21 protein-coding genes are annotated in these 16,913 nt (G+C 69.8%); 7 read left to right on the top strand and 14 right to left on the bottom strand.

Going from position 1 to position 16,913, the window contains the following annotated elements:
• The 5 genes from QSG27_RS20950 to QSG27_RS20930 all read right to left on the bottom strand — a co-directional run.
• Positions 1-729: 1-deoxy-D-xylulose-5-phosphate synthase N-terminal domain-containing protein (locus tag QSG27_RS20950; RefSeq protein ID WP_306709536.1), on the bottom strand; the 729-nt coding region annotated here is incomplete at its 3' end.
• Between the two features lie 18 nt (positions 730-747).
• Entirely contained in the window at positions 748-1,614 is an 867-nt protein-coding gene (locus QSG27_RS20945) for a polyprenyl synthetase family protein (RefSeq protein WP_306709535.1), read from the bottom strand.
• Positions 1,615-1,639: 25 nt separating this feature from the next.
• Complete coding sequence (locus QSG27_RS20940) at positions 1,640-1,894, bottom strand: exodeoxyribonuclease VII small subunit (protein WP_306709531.1); 255 nt, start codon at positions 1,892-1,894, stop codon at positions 1,640-1,642.
• Between the two features lie 156 nt (positions 1,895-2,050).
• The gene (locus tag QSG27_RS20935; RefSeq protein ID WP_306709530.1) at positions 2,051-2,980 is read right to left on the bottom strand and encodes a histone deacetylase family protein; all 930 of its coding nucleotides are present in this window, start codon (positions 2,978-2,980) and stop codon (positions 2,051-2,053) included.
• A 152-nt stretch (positions 2,981-3,132) separates the two neighbouring features.
• The gene (locus QSG27_RS20930) at positions 3,133-3,360 is read right to left on the bottom strand and encodes a sulfurtransferase TusA family protein (protein WP_306709528.1); all 228 of its coding nucleotides are present in this window, start codon (positions 3,358-3,360) and stop codon (positions 3,133-3,135) included.
• Between the two features lie 274 nt (positions 3,361-3,634).
• Here QSG27_RS20930 and QSG27_RS20925 point away from each other — a divergent pair, with 274 nt between their 5' ends.
• A complete protein-coding gene (locus QSG27_RS20925; protein ID WP_306709526.1) occupies positions 3,635-3,994 on the top strand; it encodes an ArsR/SmtB family transcription factor in 360 nt (119 codons plus the stop codon).
• 13 nt (positions 3,995-4,007) lie between these two features.
• On the opposite strand, the gene QSG27_RS20920 is transcribed toward QSG27_RS20925, so the two are convergent.
• The gene (locus QSG27_RS20920; protein ID WP_306709524.1) at positions 4,008-4,412 is read right to left on the bottom strand and encodes a DUF423 domain-containing protein; all 405 of its coding nucleotides are present in this window, start codon (positions 4,410-4,412) and stop codon (positions 4,008-4,010) included.
• A 170-nt stretch (positions 4,413-4,582) separates the two neighbouring features.
• On the opposite strand from QSG27_RS20920, the gene QSG27_RS20915 reads away from it, so the two are divergent.
• On the top strand, positions 4,583-5,101 hold the full coding sequence (locus QSG27_RS20915) for a response regulator (protein ID WP_306709522.1): 519 nt from the start codon (positions 4,583-4,585) through the stop codon (positions 5,099-5,101).
• On the opposite strand, the gene QSG27_RS20910 is transcribed toward QSG27_RS20915, so the two are convergent.
• From QSG27_RS20910 to petA, 4 genes are all read right to left on the bottom strand, one after another.
• The gene (locus QSG27_RS20910; RefSeq protein ID WP_306709520.1) at positions 5,076-5,627 is read right to left on the bottom strand and encodes a DUF924 family protein; all 552 of its coding nucleotides are present in this window, start codon (positions 5,625-5,627) and stop codon (positions 5,076-5,078) included. The genes QSG27_RS20915 and QSG27_RS20910 overlap by 26 nt on opposite strands.
• A 107-nt stretch (positions 5,628-5,734) precedes the next feature.
• Positions 5,735-6,499: a cytochrome c1 gene (locus QSG27_RS20905; RefSeq protein WP_306709518.1), complete on the bottom strand. Its 765-nt coding sequence runs from the start codon at positions 6,497-6,499 to the stop codon at positions 5,735-5,737.
• Positions 6,499-7,767, bottom strand: a complete 1,269-nt coding sequence (locus tag QSG27_RS20900) for a cytochrome b (protein ID WP_306709515.1) — start codon at positions 7,765-7,767, stop codon at positions 6,499-6,501. Before QSG27_RS20900 ends, QSG27_RS20905 begins: the two co-directional genes overlap by 1 nt.
• A 29-nt stretch (positions 7,768-7,796) precedes the next feature.
• Complete coding sequence (gene petA / locus QSG27_RS20895; protein ID WP_306709513.1) at positions 7,797-8,366, bottom strand: ubiquinol-cytochrome c reductase iron-sulfur subunit; 570 nt, start codon at positions 8,364-8,366, stop codon at positions 7,797-7,799.
• A 255-nt stretch (positions 8,367-8,621) separates the two neighbouring features.
• Here petA and QSG27_RS20890 point away from each other — a divergent pair, with 255 nt between their 5' ends.
• Together QSG27_RS20890 and hemF are read left to right on the top strand one after the other, a co-directional pair.
• Positions 8,622-9,095 carry a tRNA (cytidine(34)-2'-O)-methyltransferase gene (locus tag QSG27_RS20890; RefSeq protein ID WP_306709512.1) on the top strand — a complete coding sequence of 158 codons (474 nt, stop codon included), beginning with the start codon at positions 8,622-8,624 and terminating at the stop codon, positions 9,093-9,095.
• A gap of 20 nt (positions 9,096-9,115) precedes the next feature.
• Positions 9,116-10,039: an oxygen-dependent coproporphyrinogen oxidase gene (gene hemF, locus QSG27_RS20885; protein WP_306709511.1), complete on the top strand. Its 924-nt coding sequence runs from the start codon at positions 9,116-9,118 to the stop codon at positions 10,037-10,039.
• 10 nt (positions 10,040-10,049) lie between these two features.
• On the opposite strand, the gene QSG27_RS20880 is transcribed toward hemF, so the two are convergent.
• The 4 genes from QSG27_RS20880 to QSG27_RS20865 are packed head-to-tail and all read right to left on the bottom strand — an operon-like array spanning position 10,050 to position 12,807.
• Positions 10,050-11,288, bottom strand: a complete 1,239-nt coding sequence (locus tag QSG27_RS20880) for a CCA tRNA nucleotidyltransferase (RefSeq protein ID WP_306709509.1) — start codon at positions 11,286-11,288, stop codon at positions 10,050-10,052.
• A gap of 25 nt (positions 11,289-11,313) precedes the next feature.
• Positions 11,314-11,604, bottom strand: coding sequence for a DUF6111 family protein (locus QSG27_RS20875; RefSeq protein WP_306709507.1), 291 nt, complete (start codon positions 11,602-11,604; stop codon positions 11,314-11,316).
• 13 nt (positions 11,605-11,617) lie between these two features.
• Positions 11,618-12,238, bottom strand: a complete 621-nt coding sequence (locus QSG27_RS20870) for a CoA pyrophosphatase (protein ID WP_306709505.1) — start codon at positions 12,236-12,238, stop codon at positions 11,618-11,620.
• Positions 12,235-12,807, bottom strand: coding sequence for a DUF1285 domain-containing protein (locus tag QSG27_RS20865; RefSeq protein ID WP_306709504.1), 573 nt, complete (start codon positions 12,805-12,807; stop codon positions 12,235-12,237). Before QSG27_RS20865 ends, QSG27_RS20870 begins: the two co-directional genes overlap by 4 nt.
• Positions 12,808-12,956: 149 nt before the next feature.
• On the opposite strand from QSG27_RS20865, the gene QSG27_RS20860 reads away from it, so the two are divergent.
• From QSG27_RS20860 to QSG27_RS20850, 3 genes are all read left to right on the top strand, one after another.
• Entirely contained in the window at positions 12,957-14,000 is a 1,044-nt protein-coding gene (locus tag QSG27_RS20860; RefSeq protein WP_456062071.1) for an AAA family ATPase, read from the top strand.
• A gap of 10 nt (positions 14,001-14,010) precedes the next feature.
• Positions 14,011-14,910 carry a DUF58 domain-containing protein gene (locus QSG27_RS20855; protein WP_306709503.1) on the top strand — a complete coding sequence of 300 codons (900 nt, stop codon included), beginning with the start codon at positions 14,011-14,013 and terminating at the stop codon, positions 14,908-14,910.
• 170 nt (positions 14,911-15,080) lie between these two features.
• Positions 15,081-16,913 (top strand): BatA domain-containing protein (locus QSG27_RS20850; protein WP_306709502.1); only part of this gene is annotated, 1,833 nt, incomplete at its 3' end.

Below are 16,913 nucleotides of genomic sequence, written 5' to 3'. Positions count from 1 at the left end.
GAACAGCGTGCCGCCGGTGACCATGCCGCGGGCGTACTCCTCCGCCCGGCGGGCCGCCGTGCGCAGCGGACGCGGCAACTGCTCCGCGATGTCCTTCGCCAGATGGCGCAAGCTGAGGTAGGGCTTGGAGGAGATCAGCCGCGACAGGTACGCGCTCATCGCGCCGACCGGGGGCGCGATGGACATGTCGTTGTCGTTCAGGATGACGATCAGCTTGCTGTCCGCCGACCCGGCGTTGTTCATCGCCTCATAGGCCATGCCGGCGCTCATGGCGCCGTCGCCGATCACCGCGATCACATGGTTGTCACGGCCCAACTGGTCGCGCGCCACCGCCATGCCCAGCCCCGCCGAGATGGAGGTGGAGCTGTGGCCGGCGCCGAAGGGGTCGTACTCGCTCTCCGACCGGTTGGTGAATCCGCTCAATCCCCCACCGGTGCGGAGCGTACGGATGCGGTCGCGGCGCCCGGTCAGGATCTTGTGCGGGTAGCACTGGTGCCCGACGTCCCAGATCAGCCGGTCGGCGGGCGTGTTGAACACGTAATGCAGGGCGACGGTCAGTTCGACCACCCCCAGCCCGGCGCCCAGATGCCCGCCGGTCACCGACACCGCGCTGATGGTTTCCGTCCGCAGCTCGTCGGCCACCTGCCGGAGTTGTTCGGGCTTGAGCGCACGCAGGTCGGCGGGGGTGTGGACGAGGTCGAGAAGCGGCGTCTTGTCGTTGGGGGTCACGTTCTGCACGTCCTCCGTTCAGGTCCGCCGCGCGACGACGAAGTCGGCGACCGCTTTGAGGATATCGGCACGCCCGTCGAAGATCTCCAGATGCGCCTTGGCCTGGACGGCCAGCATCGCGGCCTGCGAGCGGGCGCGGTCCCGCCCGAGGATGGATACGAAGGTGGATTTCCCGGCTTCCGTGTCGCGCCCGACCGACTTGCCGGTCTCGGCCTCCGTCCCTTCCACGTCCAGCAGGTCGTCCACGATCTGGAAGGCCAGCCCAAGGTCGTGGGCGTAGGCGCGCAGCGCGTGGCGCTGCGGCGGCGGGGCCTTGCCCAGGATGCCGCCGGCCTCGCAGGAGAAGGCGATCATGTCGCCGGTCTTCATGCGCTGGAGCCGCGTCGTGGTGCCGAGGTCGAACGTCTCGTGCTCGGCGATCAGGTCGAGCATCTGGCCGCCGACCATGCCGTGCGGCCCCGCCGCCTTGGCGAGCGCCGCCACGAGCTGGCAGCGCACATGCGGGTCCTCGTGGGTCGCCGGGTCGGCCAGCACCTCGAAGGCGTAGGTCAGCAGCCCGTCACCGGCCAGGATGGCCGTCGCCTCGTCGAACTTGCGGTGCACGGTGGGCTGGCCGCGGCGCAGCTCGCCGTCATCCATCGCCGGCAGGTCGTCGTGGACCAGCGAGTAGCTGTGGACGAATTCCACGGCCACGGCCACGCGCAGCGCGCAGTCGGGATTGACGCCGAACAGGGCGGCGGACTGGCAGACCAGGAAGGGGCGCAGCCGCTTGCCGCCGTTCAGGCAGCCATAGCGCATCGCCTCCAGCACGCGGGATTCGGGAAGGTCGGTGGTCGGCAGGAGGTGCAGGATCGCGCGCTCCACATCCGCCGCCATGTCGGCCATGGCTGTCTTGAGGTCGGTCTGCACGTCAGTCGATCCGGGCGGGTTCGGTGCCGAGGGTGCCGTCGGCGGCAACGGTGATGCGGTCGATCTTGGCCTGGGCCTCGCGCAGCTTGGCCTCGCAATGGCGCTTCAGCGCGGTGCCGCGCTCGTAGGAGGAGATCGCGTCGTCGAGCTTGCCGCGCCCGTCCTCGAGCTGGCGCACGATGCGCTCCAGCTCGGCCAGCGCGTCCTCGAAGCTGAGGGCGGCGATGTCGGGGGGAATTTTAGCGAGGTCAGCCATGTTCCATCCGGCCAATGATCCATACGATGGGGTGCCCGCGATGGGACCGAACCCCGAAATTATGGCCCGGCCCCCAAATGCGCAAGGCCCGCGGCGGGCGTATTACGCTCCCACCACGGGCCTAGCCGGAAGAATCGGCCGGACGAATCGGAAAGCTCAGCAGTACATCAGTTCGCGCACATGGGCGGCGGTGGCCGAAGCCAGGGCGCGCAGGTTGTAGCCGCCCTCCAGCACCGACACGATGCGGGCGCCGCAATGGGTGCGGGCCAGATCGCCCAGCTTGCGCGTGGCCCAGGCGAAGTCGTCGTCGGTCAGGTGAAGCCCGGCCAGCGGGTCGCGCGAATGGGCGTCGAACCCGGCGGAGATGATCAGAAGGTCGGGTTTGAAATGGTCGATGGCGGGCAGGATGACGTGGGTCATCGCGTGCCGGAACTCCGGCGAGCCCGACATGGCGGGGAGCGGCGCGTTGATGCAGTTGCCGTACTCGCCCTTTTCCGCCGCATCGCCCGTGCCGGGATAGAGCGGCGACTGGTGGGTCGAGCAGTAGAGCATGTCCGGATCGCGCTGGAAGATGTCCTGCGTCCCGTTGCCGTGGTGGACGTCGAAGTCCATCACCGCGATCCGCTGCAACCCGTGCACCGCCCGCGCGTGGTAGGCGCCGACCGCGGCGTTGTTGAACAGGCAGAAGCCCATGGCCTTCTCATATTCGGCATGATGCCCCGGCGGGCGCACGGCGCAGAAGGCGTTGCGCGAATGGCCGGACGCCACCACGTCCACCGCGGCGACCACCGCGCCGGCGGCGCGCAACGCGGCCTCGCCCGAGCCCGGCGAAATCACGGTGTCGGCGTCGATGCCCGCATGTTCCTGCTCCGGCACCAGGGACAGGATGCGCTCCACATGCTCCCGCGGGTGGGCCCGGGAGAGCTGCTCGACGGTGGCGAGCGGCGCATCCTGCCGTTCGAGCATGTAGAACTCTTCGGTTTCAAGAGCCGCCAGGACGGAACGAAGCCGGTCGGCGCATTCCGGATGGCCCAGCCCTGTGTCGTGGTCCAGGCAGGCGGCGTGGGTGAACAGGGTGGTGAACATGCTTTTCTGTCTTTTTCGTTCGTGTTCGAGGCATTTCCCTGTGCCTATTGTTCCCGGATCGCTAATGAAAGTACAGGCTGATTCCGGGGCTTATCGTCACATCCCCCCAACCGCGGCCCCCACCCCCTTTGCGCGGCGGGCGTGCAACTCCGTCAGGCGCAGCGCTCGATCACGAACCGGTAGATCCCCCCCTCCTCCGTGCTGGAAGCCAGCCGGTTGCCGGTGGCGTCGCAAAAGGCGGCGAAGTCCTTGGGCGCGCTGGGGTCCGTCGCCTCGACGGTCAGCGTCGAGCCGGCGGGAACCGTCTTCAGCGCCTTGCGCGCCCGCAGCACCGGCAAGGGGCATTGCAGCCCCTTGGCGTCAAGAATCTGATCGGCCATCGTTCCTCGCACTCCTTCCAGAACCGTGGCGGCCCAGAACCGTGGCGGCCCAGCACCATGGCGGCGATTCTAGAACGGCTGCGGCAGCGCCTCAACCCGTCGGACGAAGGTTTCGTGCGCGGGGAACATTCTTACGACTACGGGACATCCACGGGTAGACAGCGCGATACACTCTTCCATATGATTGAACACGAACGATAATTGGCGGTCCGGCGGCGCTCGACACCAGCGCAACGGTCCGCCGTTGCTTGGCGCCGACAGAAACGGTCGTTTCATGAACATTGCCGATCTGCAAAGCAACGCACGGCGGGCCAGCACGCTGCTCAAGGCCATGAGCAACGAGCGCCGCCTGCTCATCCTGTGCTATCTGAGCGAGGGTGAGAAGTCGGTCGGCGAGCTGGAAGACCTGGTGGATCTCAGCCAGTCGGCCCTGTCCCAGCATCTGGCGCGCCTGCGCCGCGACAAGCTGGTGCGGACGCGGCGCTCCGCCCAGAACATCTACTACTCGCTGAACGGGCACGAGGCGCAAACCATCATGGCGACGCTGCACGACCTCTACTGCGCGCCCGTCGCCCGCAAGAAGGACGAGGGCTCCCCCGCCGCCGCGGAGGAACCCAGCAACGCCCCGGCCTGAGAGCCGCTTCCCCTCAGGCCCGATCGACGAAGCGCCGCCCGAACAGCAGGACCGCCACCGCCAGGATCAGCCAGCCCAGGATGAAGGAGCTGCCCCCGGTCGGGGCCGTCATGGCGATGGGCAGCGGACCGCTGATGGCGGTGGCGTAGAGCGTTCCGCTGAACAGCAGGATACCGGCCACGAAAAGCCACCCGGACAGCCGCAGCGCCAGCCGCGCCGGCCCGTCGGCGGTGCGCAGCAGGGCAACCAGCGCGACGAGCGCCAGCGCGTGCCACATCTGGTATTGTCCGGCCAGCCGGAACAGCTCCTGCCCGCGCGGGTCACCGGCGAGCCCGTGGCTGGCATAGGCGCCGGCCCCCACCGCCACCGCGCCGTTCAGGGCCGCGAAGGCCACCCAGAGCCGATCGACCAATCCCATGCTTCACTCTCCACGCTGTTTCTCCGCGCAACTTTCCATCCGGACGGCGAAAAGTTCGATCTCGTAACTGCTTGGCCCGCCCTTTGCTTCGAACGGGCCTGTCGGCCATCGCGATTCCGGAAAACCGGTGGTTCGGCGCAATTTGATTTGCAAAATGCCAAAGGCTCGTGGTGGACCGCAACATTCTGCAATGGCAGCCTCAGGGCACCCCCCGCGCCGATCCGGTGTCCATCGCGGATGACTGCCTGGTCGCCTGGGCGCTGGCGCGCGGCGGGCACCTGCTGGTGGTGGACGACAGCCCCACCAACCGGCTTCTCACCGCCGCGCTGATGCGCAAGGCCGGCTTCACCGTGGACACCGCGGACGGCGGGGCGGAGGCCATCGTCTCCGTCGCCACGGCGGAGGCCCCCTACGACGCCGTGCTGATGGACGTCGCCATGCCCGAGGTGGACGGCATCGCCGCGACCATGGCGATCCGGGCGATGCCCAGCCCCCGCGCCGCGGTCCCGATCATCGCGGTGACCGCCCATGGCTTCGCCGAGGACCGCGACCGCTGCGTGTTCGCCGGCATGAACGATTACGTGCCCAAGCCGGTGCGCCGCCCCGAACTGCTGGCCGCGCTGAAACGCTGGCTGGAGCCCCGGGCGCCGGAAGGCGCCGCCGTCAGAAGGACGATCCCGGCTCCTTGAGGAACTCCGCCTCCTCCGGCGTCGTCTCGCGGCCCAGAACGGCGTTGCGGTGCGGGAAGCGCCCGAAGCGCGCCACGATCTCGCGGTGGCGTTCGGCGTAGCCGACGATCTCCGGGTCGCCGACCCGTTCCCGGAACAGGGTGCAGGACAATTCCTGGCAGTCCGGGTCCTCCTGATGCTCGAACGGCAGATAGAGGAACATCCGCTCGTCCCCGTTGCATTCCAGGTCGTAGCCCTGCTCCACCGCATGGCGGGCCACCGCCAGCGCCTTGCCGTCGGTCGCGAAGGCGCGCGGCGTGCCGCGGAAGACGTTGCGCGGCACCTGATCCAGCAGGATGCACAGCGCCAGACAGCCGTCCACATCCTCCAGCCAGTGATCGTACCGGCCCGCCGCCGCCGCCTCGTGATGGGGCAGCAGCGTGTCGCGCACCGTCCGGTCGAAACTGTCGGACCGGCGGAACCAATAGGGCTTCATCGCCTCGTCGAACCAGAAATCCACGATCTCGTCGATCAGCCTGTCCACCATCTGCACCACCTTCGAATGGGAATGGGTCCGCCCAAAAAAGAACAGGGCGCCCGAGGGCGCCCTGTCCAGTCTTAAATCCGGCATGGAACCGCGTCCGGGGACGCGGCTCAGTGCAGGGTGCTCCACAGCTTGCGCTTGGTGGCGTACATCAGGCCGGCCAGCACGATCAGGAACAGGATCACCTTCACGCCCATCTGCTTGCGCGCATCCATGTGCGGCTCGGCGATGAAGGTCAGGAAGGTGCTGATGTCGTGGGCCTGCTGCTGCACCGTCGCCGGGGTGCCGTCGGCGAAGGAGACGCCGTCCGGCATCAGGATGTTGGGCATGCCCACCTGATGGCCCGGGAAGACCTTGTTGTAGTTCATGCCCGGCATCAGGGTCACGCCTTCCGGCGGGTTCTCCTCGAAGCCGGTCAGGAAGGCGTAGAGGTAGTCCTCGCCGCCGACGCGGGCCTTCGCGATCAGCGACAGGTCCGGCGGCAGGGCTCCGTTGTTGGCGGCGCGGGCGGCGTTGTCGTTGGGGAACGGCGACGGGAAGCGGTCGGCCGGGATGCCCGGACGCATGAACATCTCGCCCGCGTCGTTCGGACCGGCCTGGACCTCATAGCCGGCGGCGATGGCCTTCAGCTCGTCCTCGCTGAAGCCGATGCCGGACAGGGTGCGGATCGGGACCAGCTTGGCCGAGTGGCAGGTCGCGCAGACTTCCTTGAAGATCTGGAAGCCGCGCTGGGCCGAGGCCTTGTCGATGGTGCCGAAGACGCCGCTGTGCGACCACTCCTGCTTGGGAATGTGCACCGCTTCCGACGCCTGCGCGGCGCCGGCCAGGCCCAGGGCGAAGGCCGCGGAGAGGATGGCAGACTTCAGAGAGCGCATTATGCCTTCTCCATGGGCTTGGCATGGGCGCCGGCGGCAACGCGGCCACCGCCCTTCAGAACCGGTTCGCAGATGCTGGCGGGAAGCGGCAGCGGACGCTCCAGCTTGCCCAGCAGCGGCAGCAGGATCAGGAAGTGGAAGAAGTAGTAGGCCGTGCCGATGCGGGCGACCAGCAGCCACACGCCTTCCGCGGGCATCGCGCCGGCGTAGCCCAGGACCAGGGCGTCGATGGCCAGGATCCAGAAGAACTGGCGGTAGATCGGACGGAACTTGCAGCTGCGCACCTTGGAGGTGTCGAGCCACGGCAGGGCCGCCAGCACCGCGATGGCGCCGAACATGGCGAGCACGCCGCCCAGCTTGTCCGGGATCGCGCGCAGGATCGCGTAGAACGGCAGGAAGTACCATTCCGGAACGATGTGGGCCGGCGTGACCAGCGGGTTGGCCGGAATGTAGTTGTCCGGGTGGCCGAGGTAGTTCGGGGCGAAGAAGACGAAGGCCGCGTAGAAGATCAGGAACACGACGACCGCGAAGCCGTCCTTGACCGTGACGTACGGGTTGAACGGCACGGTGTCCTGCGGGCCCTTCGGGTCGATGCCCAGCGGGTTGTTGGAACCGGAGACGTGCAGCGCGGCGGTGTGCAGGACCACCAAGCCCAGCAGCACGAACGGCAGCAGGAAGTGCAGCGCGAAGAAGCGGTTCAGCGTCGGGTTGTCGACCGAGAAGCCGCCCCACAGCCAGGTCACGATCGGGTCGCCGACCAGCGGGAAGGCCGAGAACAGGTTCGTGATGACGGTGGCGCCCCAGAAGCTCATCTGGCCCCACGGCAGCACGTAGCCCATGAAGGCGGTCGCCATCATGGCCAGCAGGATCAGCACGCCGAGGATCCACAGGATCTCGCGCGGCGCCTTGTAGGAGCCGTAGTAGAGGCCGCGGAACATGTGGATGTAGACGGCGATGAAGAACATCGACGCGCCGTTGGCGTGCACGTAGCGCAGCAGCCAGCCGTAGTTGACGTCGCGCATGATGCGCTCGACCGACTCGAAGGCGATGTGCGTGTTGGCCGCATACTGCATCGCCAGCACGAGGCCGGTGGCGATCATGATGACCAGCATGATGCCGGCGATGGCACCGAACGCCCACAGATAGTTGACGTTCCGGGGCATCGGATACTGGTTGTACTCATGGTCCAGCATCGTGAAGATCGGCAGGCGGCTGTCGATCCACTTCACGACGGGATTCTTGAACTGGGGGGCGTGAGCCTGAGCCATCTTGGGGTCTCCAGAACCTTAAGGGCCGCTTAGCCGAGCCGGACCGCGGTGTCGCTCGTGAAAGCGTACTGCGGAACGACGAGGTTGGCCGGGGCGGGACCCTTGCGGATGCGCCCTGCGGTGTCGTAGTGCGAGCCGTGGCACGGGCAGAACCAGCCGTCGAACTCACCGCGCGGATCGGTCGGCTTCTGCCCCAGGGGCACGCAGCCCAGGTGCGTACAGATGCCGATGACGATCAGCCATTCCGGCTTCTTCACGCGGGCGTCGTCGGCGGCGGGGTCGCGGAGTTCGCCGAGGTTGACGGTGCGCGCCTCCTCGATCTCCTTCGCCGTGCGGTGGCGGACGAAAACCGGCTTGCCGCGCCAGGTGACGGTGATCGCCTGGCCTTCCTGGACCGGGGCCAGATCCACGTCGATCGAGGCGAGCGCCAGGGTGTCGGCGGCCGGGTTCATGCTGTCGATGAACGGCCAGACGGCGGAAGCGACACCAACGGCACCCACGGCCCCGGTGGCGAGGTAGAGAAAATCACGGCGGGAAGCCCCCTCGCCGCCGGGGGCCGCGTGGGCACCCGTCCCGGGCGGATGCGTGGTCTGAGCCATAAGCGTTAATCTCCTCAAGGCATACGCGGCGCGCCGAAGCGCCCTATGACACGTGGACCAGTGTGTATCACGACTTGACGGGCATGTCCGCTCACTGGGTGGGCGTGGGCGCGCCGCGTCGGCCGGGGTTGCAGGCCCCGGGTATCCGGGGTGCGGTATACAGTCGCGGCAACGCCTTGAAAAGGTTTTGTCATCGGACAACTTGTCGCGCTTCGCGGTGCACCATTAGACTTCGCTGAACCAAAAGGGAATTTCATGCGCCTCGTTCTCTTCGAACCGGACATTCCGCAGAACGCCGGAACGCTGATGCGGCTGGCCGCGGGACTCGGGGTGCCGCTGGACCTGATCGAGCCCTGCGGCTTCGTGCTGGACGACCGCAAGCTGCGGCGGGCCGGGATGGACTACATCGACCAGCTTTCCCTGGTCCGGCACAGCTCCTGGGCGGCCTACCGCGCGCTGCCGCAGGCCGGGCGGCTGGTGCTGCTGACGACCCGCGGGGCCGTTCCCTACACGGATTTCGCCTTCGCGCCGGACGACCGCATCATGGTCGGACGCGAGAGCGCCGGGGTGCCAGACGCGGTGCACGAGGCCGCCGACGCGCGGCTGGTCATCCCCCTGAAGCCGCCGGCCCGGTCGCTGAATGTTGCGCTGAGTGCCGCGATGGTGTTGGGTGAGGCCCTGCGGCAGACAGCCGCACCGCTCACCCCCCTACCCAGCCCCCTGTCTTGACCGACGCCGGACGCCCGCCCATGACCGCTTCCCCTCCCGACGCCACGGACTCGACCGCCGACCGGCCCGCCGACCGGCCCACCGACCAGCCCACCGACCGCCAGATCCGCGCCACCGCCTGGTTCACGGAATTGCGCGACCGCATCTGCGCCGAGTTCGAGCGGATCGAGGACGAGCTGACCGGCACCCATTCCGACCTCCCGCCGGGCCGCTTCGAGCGCAAGCCATGGCAGCGCCCCGACCATGGCGGCGGCGAGGGCGGCGGCGGCGTGATGTCGGTGATGCGGGGCCGCGTGTTTGAGAAGGTCGGCGTCAACGTCTCCACCGTGCACGGCACCTTCAGCCCGGAGTTCCGCGGCAGCATTCCCGGCGCGGCGGAGGACGGGCGGTTCTGGGCGTCGGGAATCAGCCTCGTCGCGCACATGCGCTCGCCGCTGGTGCCGGCGACCCACATGAACACGCGCCACATCGTGACCCGCGTCGGCTGGTTCGGCGGCGGCGCCGACCTGACCCCGATGGTGCCGGACGAGCGGGACACCGCCGATTTCCACGCTGCCCTGCAAGGCGCCTGCGACCGGCACGACCCGGCCTGCTACGCGCGCTACAAGGAGTGGTGCGACCGCTACTTCTTCCTGCCGCACCGGGGCGAGGCGCGCGGCGTCGGCGGCATCTTCTACGATAACCTGGATTCCGGGAACTGGGAGGCCGACTTCGCCTTCACCCGCGACGTCGGTCTGGCCTTCCTGGAGGTCTTCCCCGCCCTGGTCCGCCGCCACATGAACCGGCCCTGGACCCCGGAACAGCGCGAGCACCAGTTGATCCGCCGCGGCCGCTACGTGGAGTTCAACCTGCTCTACGACCGCGGGACGACCTTCGGCCTGAAGACCGGCGGCAACACCGAGGCCATATTGATGAGCATGCCGCCCGAGGTGAAGTGGCCGTAGCGGCTCCCCTTCAGCCCATCCTCCTCCCCGCCTCCGCCAGACACTCCTCCCGTCCGGACCGGAAATCCCCGGCGATCCACCACGCCTCGACCTGCTTCAGCAGCGCGCCCACCGCCGGGCCGCGCTGCATCCCCATCGCCAGCAGGTCGCGCCCGGCGATGGGCAGGGTCAGGGACGGCAGATCCTCCGCGGTCGCCAGCGCCGCCTTCACCGCGTCGAGCGCCACCGGGCCGCGGGAGTCCACCGCCGCCAGCAGCATGAGATCGCGGTACAGCCCGGCGTCGCCCAGCCGGTAGAGCGCCTGCCGCCGCTTCACCGGCCCGTCGGAGGGGGAAACCGCCATCGGCGGTTCGGTCAGGGCGGCGAGCCGGTCGCGGTCGGCGTTCGACAGGCGCAGCGTCTGCGACACGTTCAGCGCCCCCGCCCGGTCGGTGTCCAGCACGGCGGCGAAGCGGCGCACCGCCTCCAGCGGCTCGCCCAGGTCGTGCTCCAGCCGGACCAACCCGTCGAGCCGGGCGGTGCGGACCGCCTCCGGCAGCAGATGGGCCATGATTCCCGCCCCGATCATCAGGTTCCAGACCGTGACCGGATCGGGCGCCGCCAGCAGGCGGGACAGTTCGCCCCGCACCCGCTCGCCGGACAGGGTGGGCAGGCGGGGGGCCATCTCCGCGCAGGCGGCCAGCGCCGCCGCGTCCGGGGCGCCGCGCCCGTAATGGGCGTGGAAACGGAAGAAGCGCAGCAGGCGCAGCACGTCCTCCTCGATGCGCTGGCGCGGGTCGCCGACGAAGCGCACCCGCCCGGCGGCCATGTCGGCCAGCCCGCCGAAGGGGTCGTAGACGCAGCCCTCCAACGTGCAGCTCAGCGCGTTCATGGTCAGGTCGCGCCGGGCCGCGTCCTCGCGCCAGTCGTCGGTGAACTCCACGCGGGCGTGCCGCCCGAAGTTCTCCACATCGCGGCGCAGGGTGGTGATCTCGTAATGGGCCTTTCCGACCACGGCGGTGATGGTGCCGTGCTCGATCCCCGTGGGTATCGCGGCGATGCCGGCGGCCTTCAAAAGCTCCATCACCCGCTCCGGCGGGGCGTGGGTGGCGATGTCGATGTCCTTCACCTTGCGGCCCAGCCACGCGTCGCGCACGCAACCGCCGACGAAGCGCGCGTCCGCCCCTCCGGCGGCCAGGGCGTCGAACACGGCGCGCGTCTCGGGCGCGGTCATCCAAGGCTGCAAGGCGATGCGGGCGTTGACGGTCATGGCGGCAGGCTAGCCCGCGAGGGTCTCAATTTCCAGAAGCCCCGCCGCCGACCACCCGCCCGTTTTCCAGATGGGCGGGGGTGTAGGGCGTGTGCGGCGCCACGCCGCCGGTCAGGGCGACGAAGCCCAGGGAAACCGCCATGGCCCCCGCCCCGGCCAGCACCAGCCAGGGCCAGGGCGCCGTCGCCCACCAGGGGGCCGGGCTGTGGGTCTCCTCCGCCTCCCGGCGGCGGCGCTCGACGACCAGCACATACAGGGCATAGCCGGCGGTGGGCAGGACCAAGGGCAGGATAACCGTCAGAAGGATTCGCAGCACCGCGCCACCCGCCTTACGGTGTTCCGTCGGCGCGCAGGACGTCGCAGAGATTCACCAGCATCCCCGCCGTGGCCCCCCAGATAAAGCGCTGCTGGTACGGGAAGGCGTAGAAATAGCGCTGCGCGCCCTGGAATTCCCGGCTGTGGCGCTGCGGGTTGGTGGGATCGAGAATGGCGGCCAGCGGCACTTCGAACACCTCCGCGACCTCGGTCGGGTCGGGAGTCACCTGGAAGGGCGGACGCACCAGCCCGACCACCGGGGTCACCCGGAAGCCGGTGCGCGTCACATAGGTGTCGAGCCGCCCCAGAACCTCGATGCGGCCGCGCTCCAGCCCGATCTCCTCCTCCGTCTCGCGCAGCGCGGTGTCTTCCGGACCGCGGTCCTCGCTCTCCATCCGTCCGCCGGGAAAGCTGATCTGGCCGGCATGGGCCGTCAGGTTGGCGGTGCGCTGGGTGAAGATGACCGTCAGCTCCTCCGGGCGGTCCACCAGCGGGACCAGCACCGCGGCCTCCCGCAGCTTGCCCTGGGAGGGCTCCAAACCCGGATTCAGGTCATGGTCCCCGCGCACCTTGGCGGAGCGCAGGCCGGCGGCGGCGCTTCCCGGGAAGCGTCTGCGGATCTCGTCGAGACTCACTCTCCAGGCAGCTTGCCCAGCGCGAAGAAGACTTTCCTGCTCCATACTCCCACCTCAGCCTCCCCATCATGGGCGCGCGTGTCGGCCCGGTCCACCATTTCGTAGTAGACCGGTCGAAGAATTCGCGCTTCGAGCCCGTTTCTTATGTGGATATAGGGCGTCGGTTCGCCATTTTCAGGATTGTGGGCGATCCGTATCGGATGCTCCGGCCCGGATTCCACCCATTCGTCTAAATTTGTACGGAACGACAACACCTGTTCGTCTCCGCTTCCGCTTGCGGCCATTTCCACGGCGACGAAGGGCGTGTCCTCCACCTCGATGCGCCCGCGCTCGACCGGCGTGACCAGCCAGAAACCGCCCGCCTCGTCCCGCCGCAGAACCGTGGCGAACAGCTTCACCAGTTCGATGCGCCGGATCGGGTCGCCCTCGTGGAACCATGTGCCGTCGCGGGCGATGCGGATGTCGAAGCGCTGATCCCTGACCGCAAGGGGCAAGCTTTCGCCGTTCTCCCCACCTGGGCGCTTTTCATTTGGGCGCTTGTCATTCGCCCTGTCATTGCCGACCTTCATCGCTAGCCTTCTTGTCTTTTCGGGCATGAGGGGCACAGAGGGAACTGGCCGCGCAACGCAATTTCGCCATACTCGTCACATAGGTCCGGACAGGCGGTATTGCCACGATGGCCGTTCCACAGCCGGTGGTCATAATTGGGAGCAGAGACGTGAGCGCAACCGACGCCGTCAATCCGGGCGCCAATCCGGGCCAGGGCTTTCCCGCCGGCGAGAACCCGCACCAGCTCATGGCGGAGATCGAGGCGCTGGGCGGACGGCTGATGCATGTGCGCGACCGCATCGGACGCATCATCTTCGGTCAGCAGGAGGTGATCGACCTCACGCTCATCACGCTTCTGGCGGGCGGCCATGTGCTGCTGATCGGCGTTCCGGGCCTCGCCAAGACCCGGCTGGTGGAGACGCTGGGCACCGTGCTGGGCCTCGCGGAGAAGCGCATCCAGTGCACGCCCGACCTGATGCCCGCCGACATCCTGGGATCGGAGGTGCTGGAGGAGAACGAGCAGGGCCGCCGGTCCTTCCGCTTCATTCCGGGGCCGGTCTTCAGCCAGCTCCTGATGGCGGACGAGATCAATCGCGCCAGCCCGCGCACCCAGTCCGCCCTGCTCCAGGCGATGCAGGAGCGGCGGGTGTCGGTCGCCGGTCACTACCACGCCCTGCCCCAGCCCTTTCACGTCCTCGCCACCCAGAATCCGCTGGAGCAGGAGGGCACCTACCCGTTGCCGGAGGCCCAGCTCGACCGCTTCCTGATGCAGATCGACGTGGACTATCCCGACCGCGACGCCGAGCGGCGGATGATGATCGCCACCACCGGCTCCCTGGACGAGCAGGCGGTGACCGTGCTTTCCCCCGCCGACCTCCAGGCGGCGCAGCGGCTGGTCCGCCGCGTGCCGGTCGGCGAAGGGGTGGTGGACGGCATCCTCGACCTCGTGCGGCGGGGCCGTCCGGAGACCACCGACCTGCCGGAGGTGCAGCGCCACGTCGCCTGGGGTCCCGGCCCGCGCGCCAGCCAGGCGCTGATGCTGGCCGCCCGCGCCCGCGCGGTGCTGGACGGGCGGCTGGCCCCGTCGCTGGACGACGTGGTGGCGCTGGCCAAGCCGGTGCTGCGCCACCGCATGGCGCTGAACTTCGCCGCGCGGGCGGACGGGATCACGCTGGACGACATCATCAACCGCCTCTGCGCCCCGCTGTCGTGAGGACCCGCTGATGGCCGCCCCGCCCCTCGGCGTCACTTCCCTTCGGGCGCAGCAGCGTGCGGAGGGGCTGGCCGCCACCCTGCCGCCGCTCCTGGTCGCGGCGGAGCGCGTCGCCTCCACGGTCGCGCAGGGCGTCCATGGGCGCCGCCGCGTCGGGCTGGGCGAGACCTTCTGGCAGTTCCGCCGCTACCAGCCCGGCGACTCGCCGCAGATGATCGACTGGCGGCAGTCCGGCAAGACCCAGCCCGTCTATGTGCGCGAGAACGAGTGGGAGGCCGCCCAGACCGTCTGGCTGTGGCGCGACCGCTCGCCCTCCATGGACTACCGCTCCGCCAACAGCCTGCCGACCAAGCGGGAGCGCGCCGACCTGCTGACCCTCGCCGCGGCGGTGCTGCTGGTGCGCGGCGGGGAACGGGTGGGCCTGCTGAATTCCGGCCAGCGCCCGGACCATGGCAAGTTCGCCCTGAACCGCATGGCCGGGCAGATGACCGATCCGCGCGACGCCCACGCCCCGGAAGGTCTGCCGCGGCCCGAGCCGCTGCCCCGCCACGCCCAGGTGGTTCTGGTGGGCGACCTGTTGTCGCCGCTGCCGGAGATCCACGACACGGTGGCCGCCCTGACCGGGCGCGGCGTGCGCGGCCATCTGCTCCAGATCCTCGACCCGGCGGAGGAGACCCTGCCCTACGAGGGCCGCGTGGAGTTCGAAGGCTTCGAAGGCGAGGAGGAATTGCTGGTGCCCCGCGTCGAGGCGGTGCGCCAGACCTACCTGGAGCGGCTGCGCGCCCACCAGGACGGCCTGGACGCCCTGGCCCGCGCCGCCGGCTGGACCTATGCCGTCCACCGCACCGACCGCCCGCCCCAGACCGCCCTGCTGGGGCTGTGGGGCGCGCTGGCGCGGGAGGCGGTGTAGAGGTGGGACGTCCCCTCCCGGCCCCCTCCCTGACCCTCCTCCTCTTCGAGGTGGAGGGGACGGGTGCCGCGATGCCCACGATCCCCTCTCCCGCGCAGCGGGGGAGGGTTAGGGAGGGGGCCAGCGCACCGAAGAGCCATAGATTTCATCCACCAACACCGTAGACGCCGATGCTGGGTTTCGGACCGATCGCCTTCGCCGCCCCGTGGGTTCTGACCGCCCTGGCCGTCCTGCCGGTGCTGTGGTGGCTTCTGCGCGTCACCCCGCCGGCCCCGCGGGTGGTGCGCTTTCCCGCCATCCGGCTGCTGCGCGACCTGACGGCGCGGGAGGAGACGCCCGCCCGCACCCCGCTGTGGCTGCTGATCCTGCGCCTGATCGTCGCCGCCCTGCTGATCCTGGCGCTGGCCGGGCCGCTGCTGAACCCGCGCGCCGCCCTGCCGGGCAGCGGCCCGCTGCTGCTGCTGGTGGACAATGGCTGGGCCTCGGGCCGCGACTGGCCGAACCGCCGCCGCGCCATGGAGGAACTGGTGTCCCAGGCGGAGCGGCAGAACCGCCCGGTGATCCTGCTGCCGACCGCCCGGCCCGCCGGGGGCGAGACCGTGAAGGCGAGCCCGCCCCTGCCCGCCGCGGAGGCCCGCCGCCTGATCCAGGCGCTGGAGCCGCATCCCTGGCCGACCGACCGCGCCGCCGCGCTGGAGGCCGTGCGCGGTCTGGCGGCGCGCGGCTCCGCCCACACGGTCTGGCTGTCGGACGGCATCGGCGACCGCACCGCCCGCGGCCTCGCCGAGACGCTGCAACGCATGGGCTCCATCGAGATCCTGGACGATTCCGCGGAGAAGCCGCCCCACCTGCTGCTGCCCCCCTCGGCGGAGGGCGCCGGCCTGTCCGCCCGCGTAGTGCGCGCCGACGCTTCCCGTCCCGAGAGCGTGACCGTGCGGCTGTCCGGCGCGGACGGGCGCCTGCTGACCCGCCAGCCCGTGGCCTTCGAGCCGGGGCAACTGACCCGCGACGTGCGCTTCGAGGTGCCGGCGGAGCTGCGCAACGACGCGGCCAGCCTGCGCGTGGAGAACGACACCACCGCCGGGGCCACCGTCCTGCTCGACGAGCGCTGGCGCCGCCGCCCGGTCGGGCTGGCCTCGGGCCGCGCCAACGGCGAGAACCAGCCGCTGCTGTCCGACCTGCATTATCTGGAACGGGCGCTCGCCCCCTACAACGAGGTGCGGCGCGGCGAGCCGGACGAGCTTCTGAAGCGCGATCTCGCCGTGCTGGTGCTGTCGGACATCGGCGCCCTGACCGGCCAGGAGGCCCAGACCATCGAGGATTGGGTGCGCAAGGGCGGCGTGCTGCTGCGCTTCGCCGGGCCGCGGCTGGCCCAGAATCCCGACCGTCTGGTGCCGGTGCGGCTGCGGCTGGGCGACCGGGCGCTGGGCGGAGCGCTGTCCTGGTCGGAGCCGGCGAAGCTCCAGCCCTTCGACGGGCGCAGTCCCTTCGCCGGCCTGCACATCCCCGACGACGTGGCCGTCTCGCGGCAGGTGCTGGCCGAACCGGCGCTGGACCTCGCCGACCGCACCTGGGCGCGGCTTCAGGACGGCACGCCGCTGGTCACTTCGGAAAAGCGCGGCGACGGCCACATCGTGCTCGTCCACACCACCGCCAGCCCGGAATGGTCCAACCTGCCGATGTCCGGCCTGTTCGTGGACATGCTGCGCCGTCTGGTGACGCTGAGCGGCGGGGTCGCCGGAGGGGCGCATGGCGGAACGCTGGAGCCGCTGGAGGTGCTGGACGGTTTCGGACGGCTGGTGCCGCCGCCCGCCGCCGCCTTCCCCATCGCCGGGGACGCCGGAGCGGACGTGATCGGCCCGCGCCACCCGCCGGGCTTCTACGGCACGGAGGAGGCCCGCCGCGCCCTGAACCTGACCGCCACGCTGACGCGGATCGAGCCGCTGGGCGCCATGCCCGGCGGGGTCGCCCGCGGCGCCTACGGCACGCGGGGCGAGGTGGCG

Origin of the sequence: Azospirillum isscasi (assembly GCF_030849505.1) — a bacterium.
GTDB lineage: Bacteria > Pseudomonadota > Alphaproteobacteria > Azospirillales > Azospirillaceae > Azospirillum > Azospirillum isscasi.
Note: the sequence above shows the minus strand (reverse complement) of the source record. Positions and strands in the feature narration are given on the sequence as shown.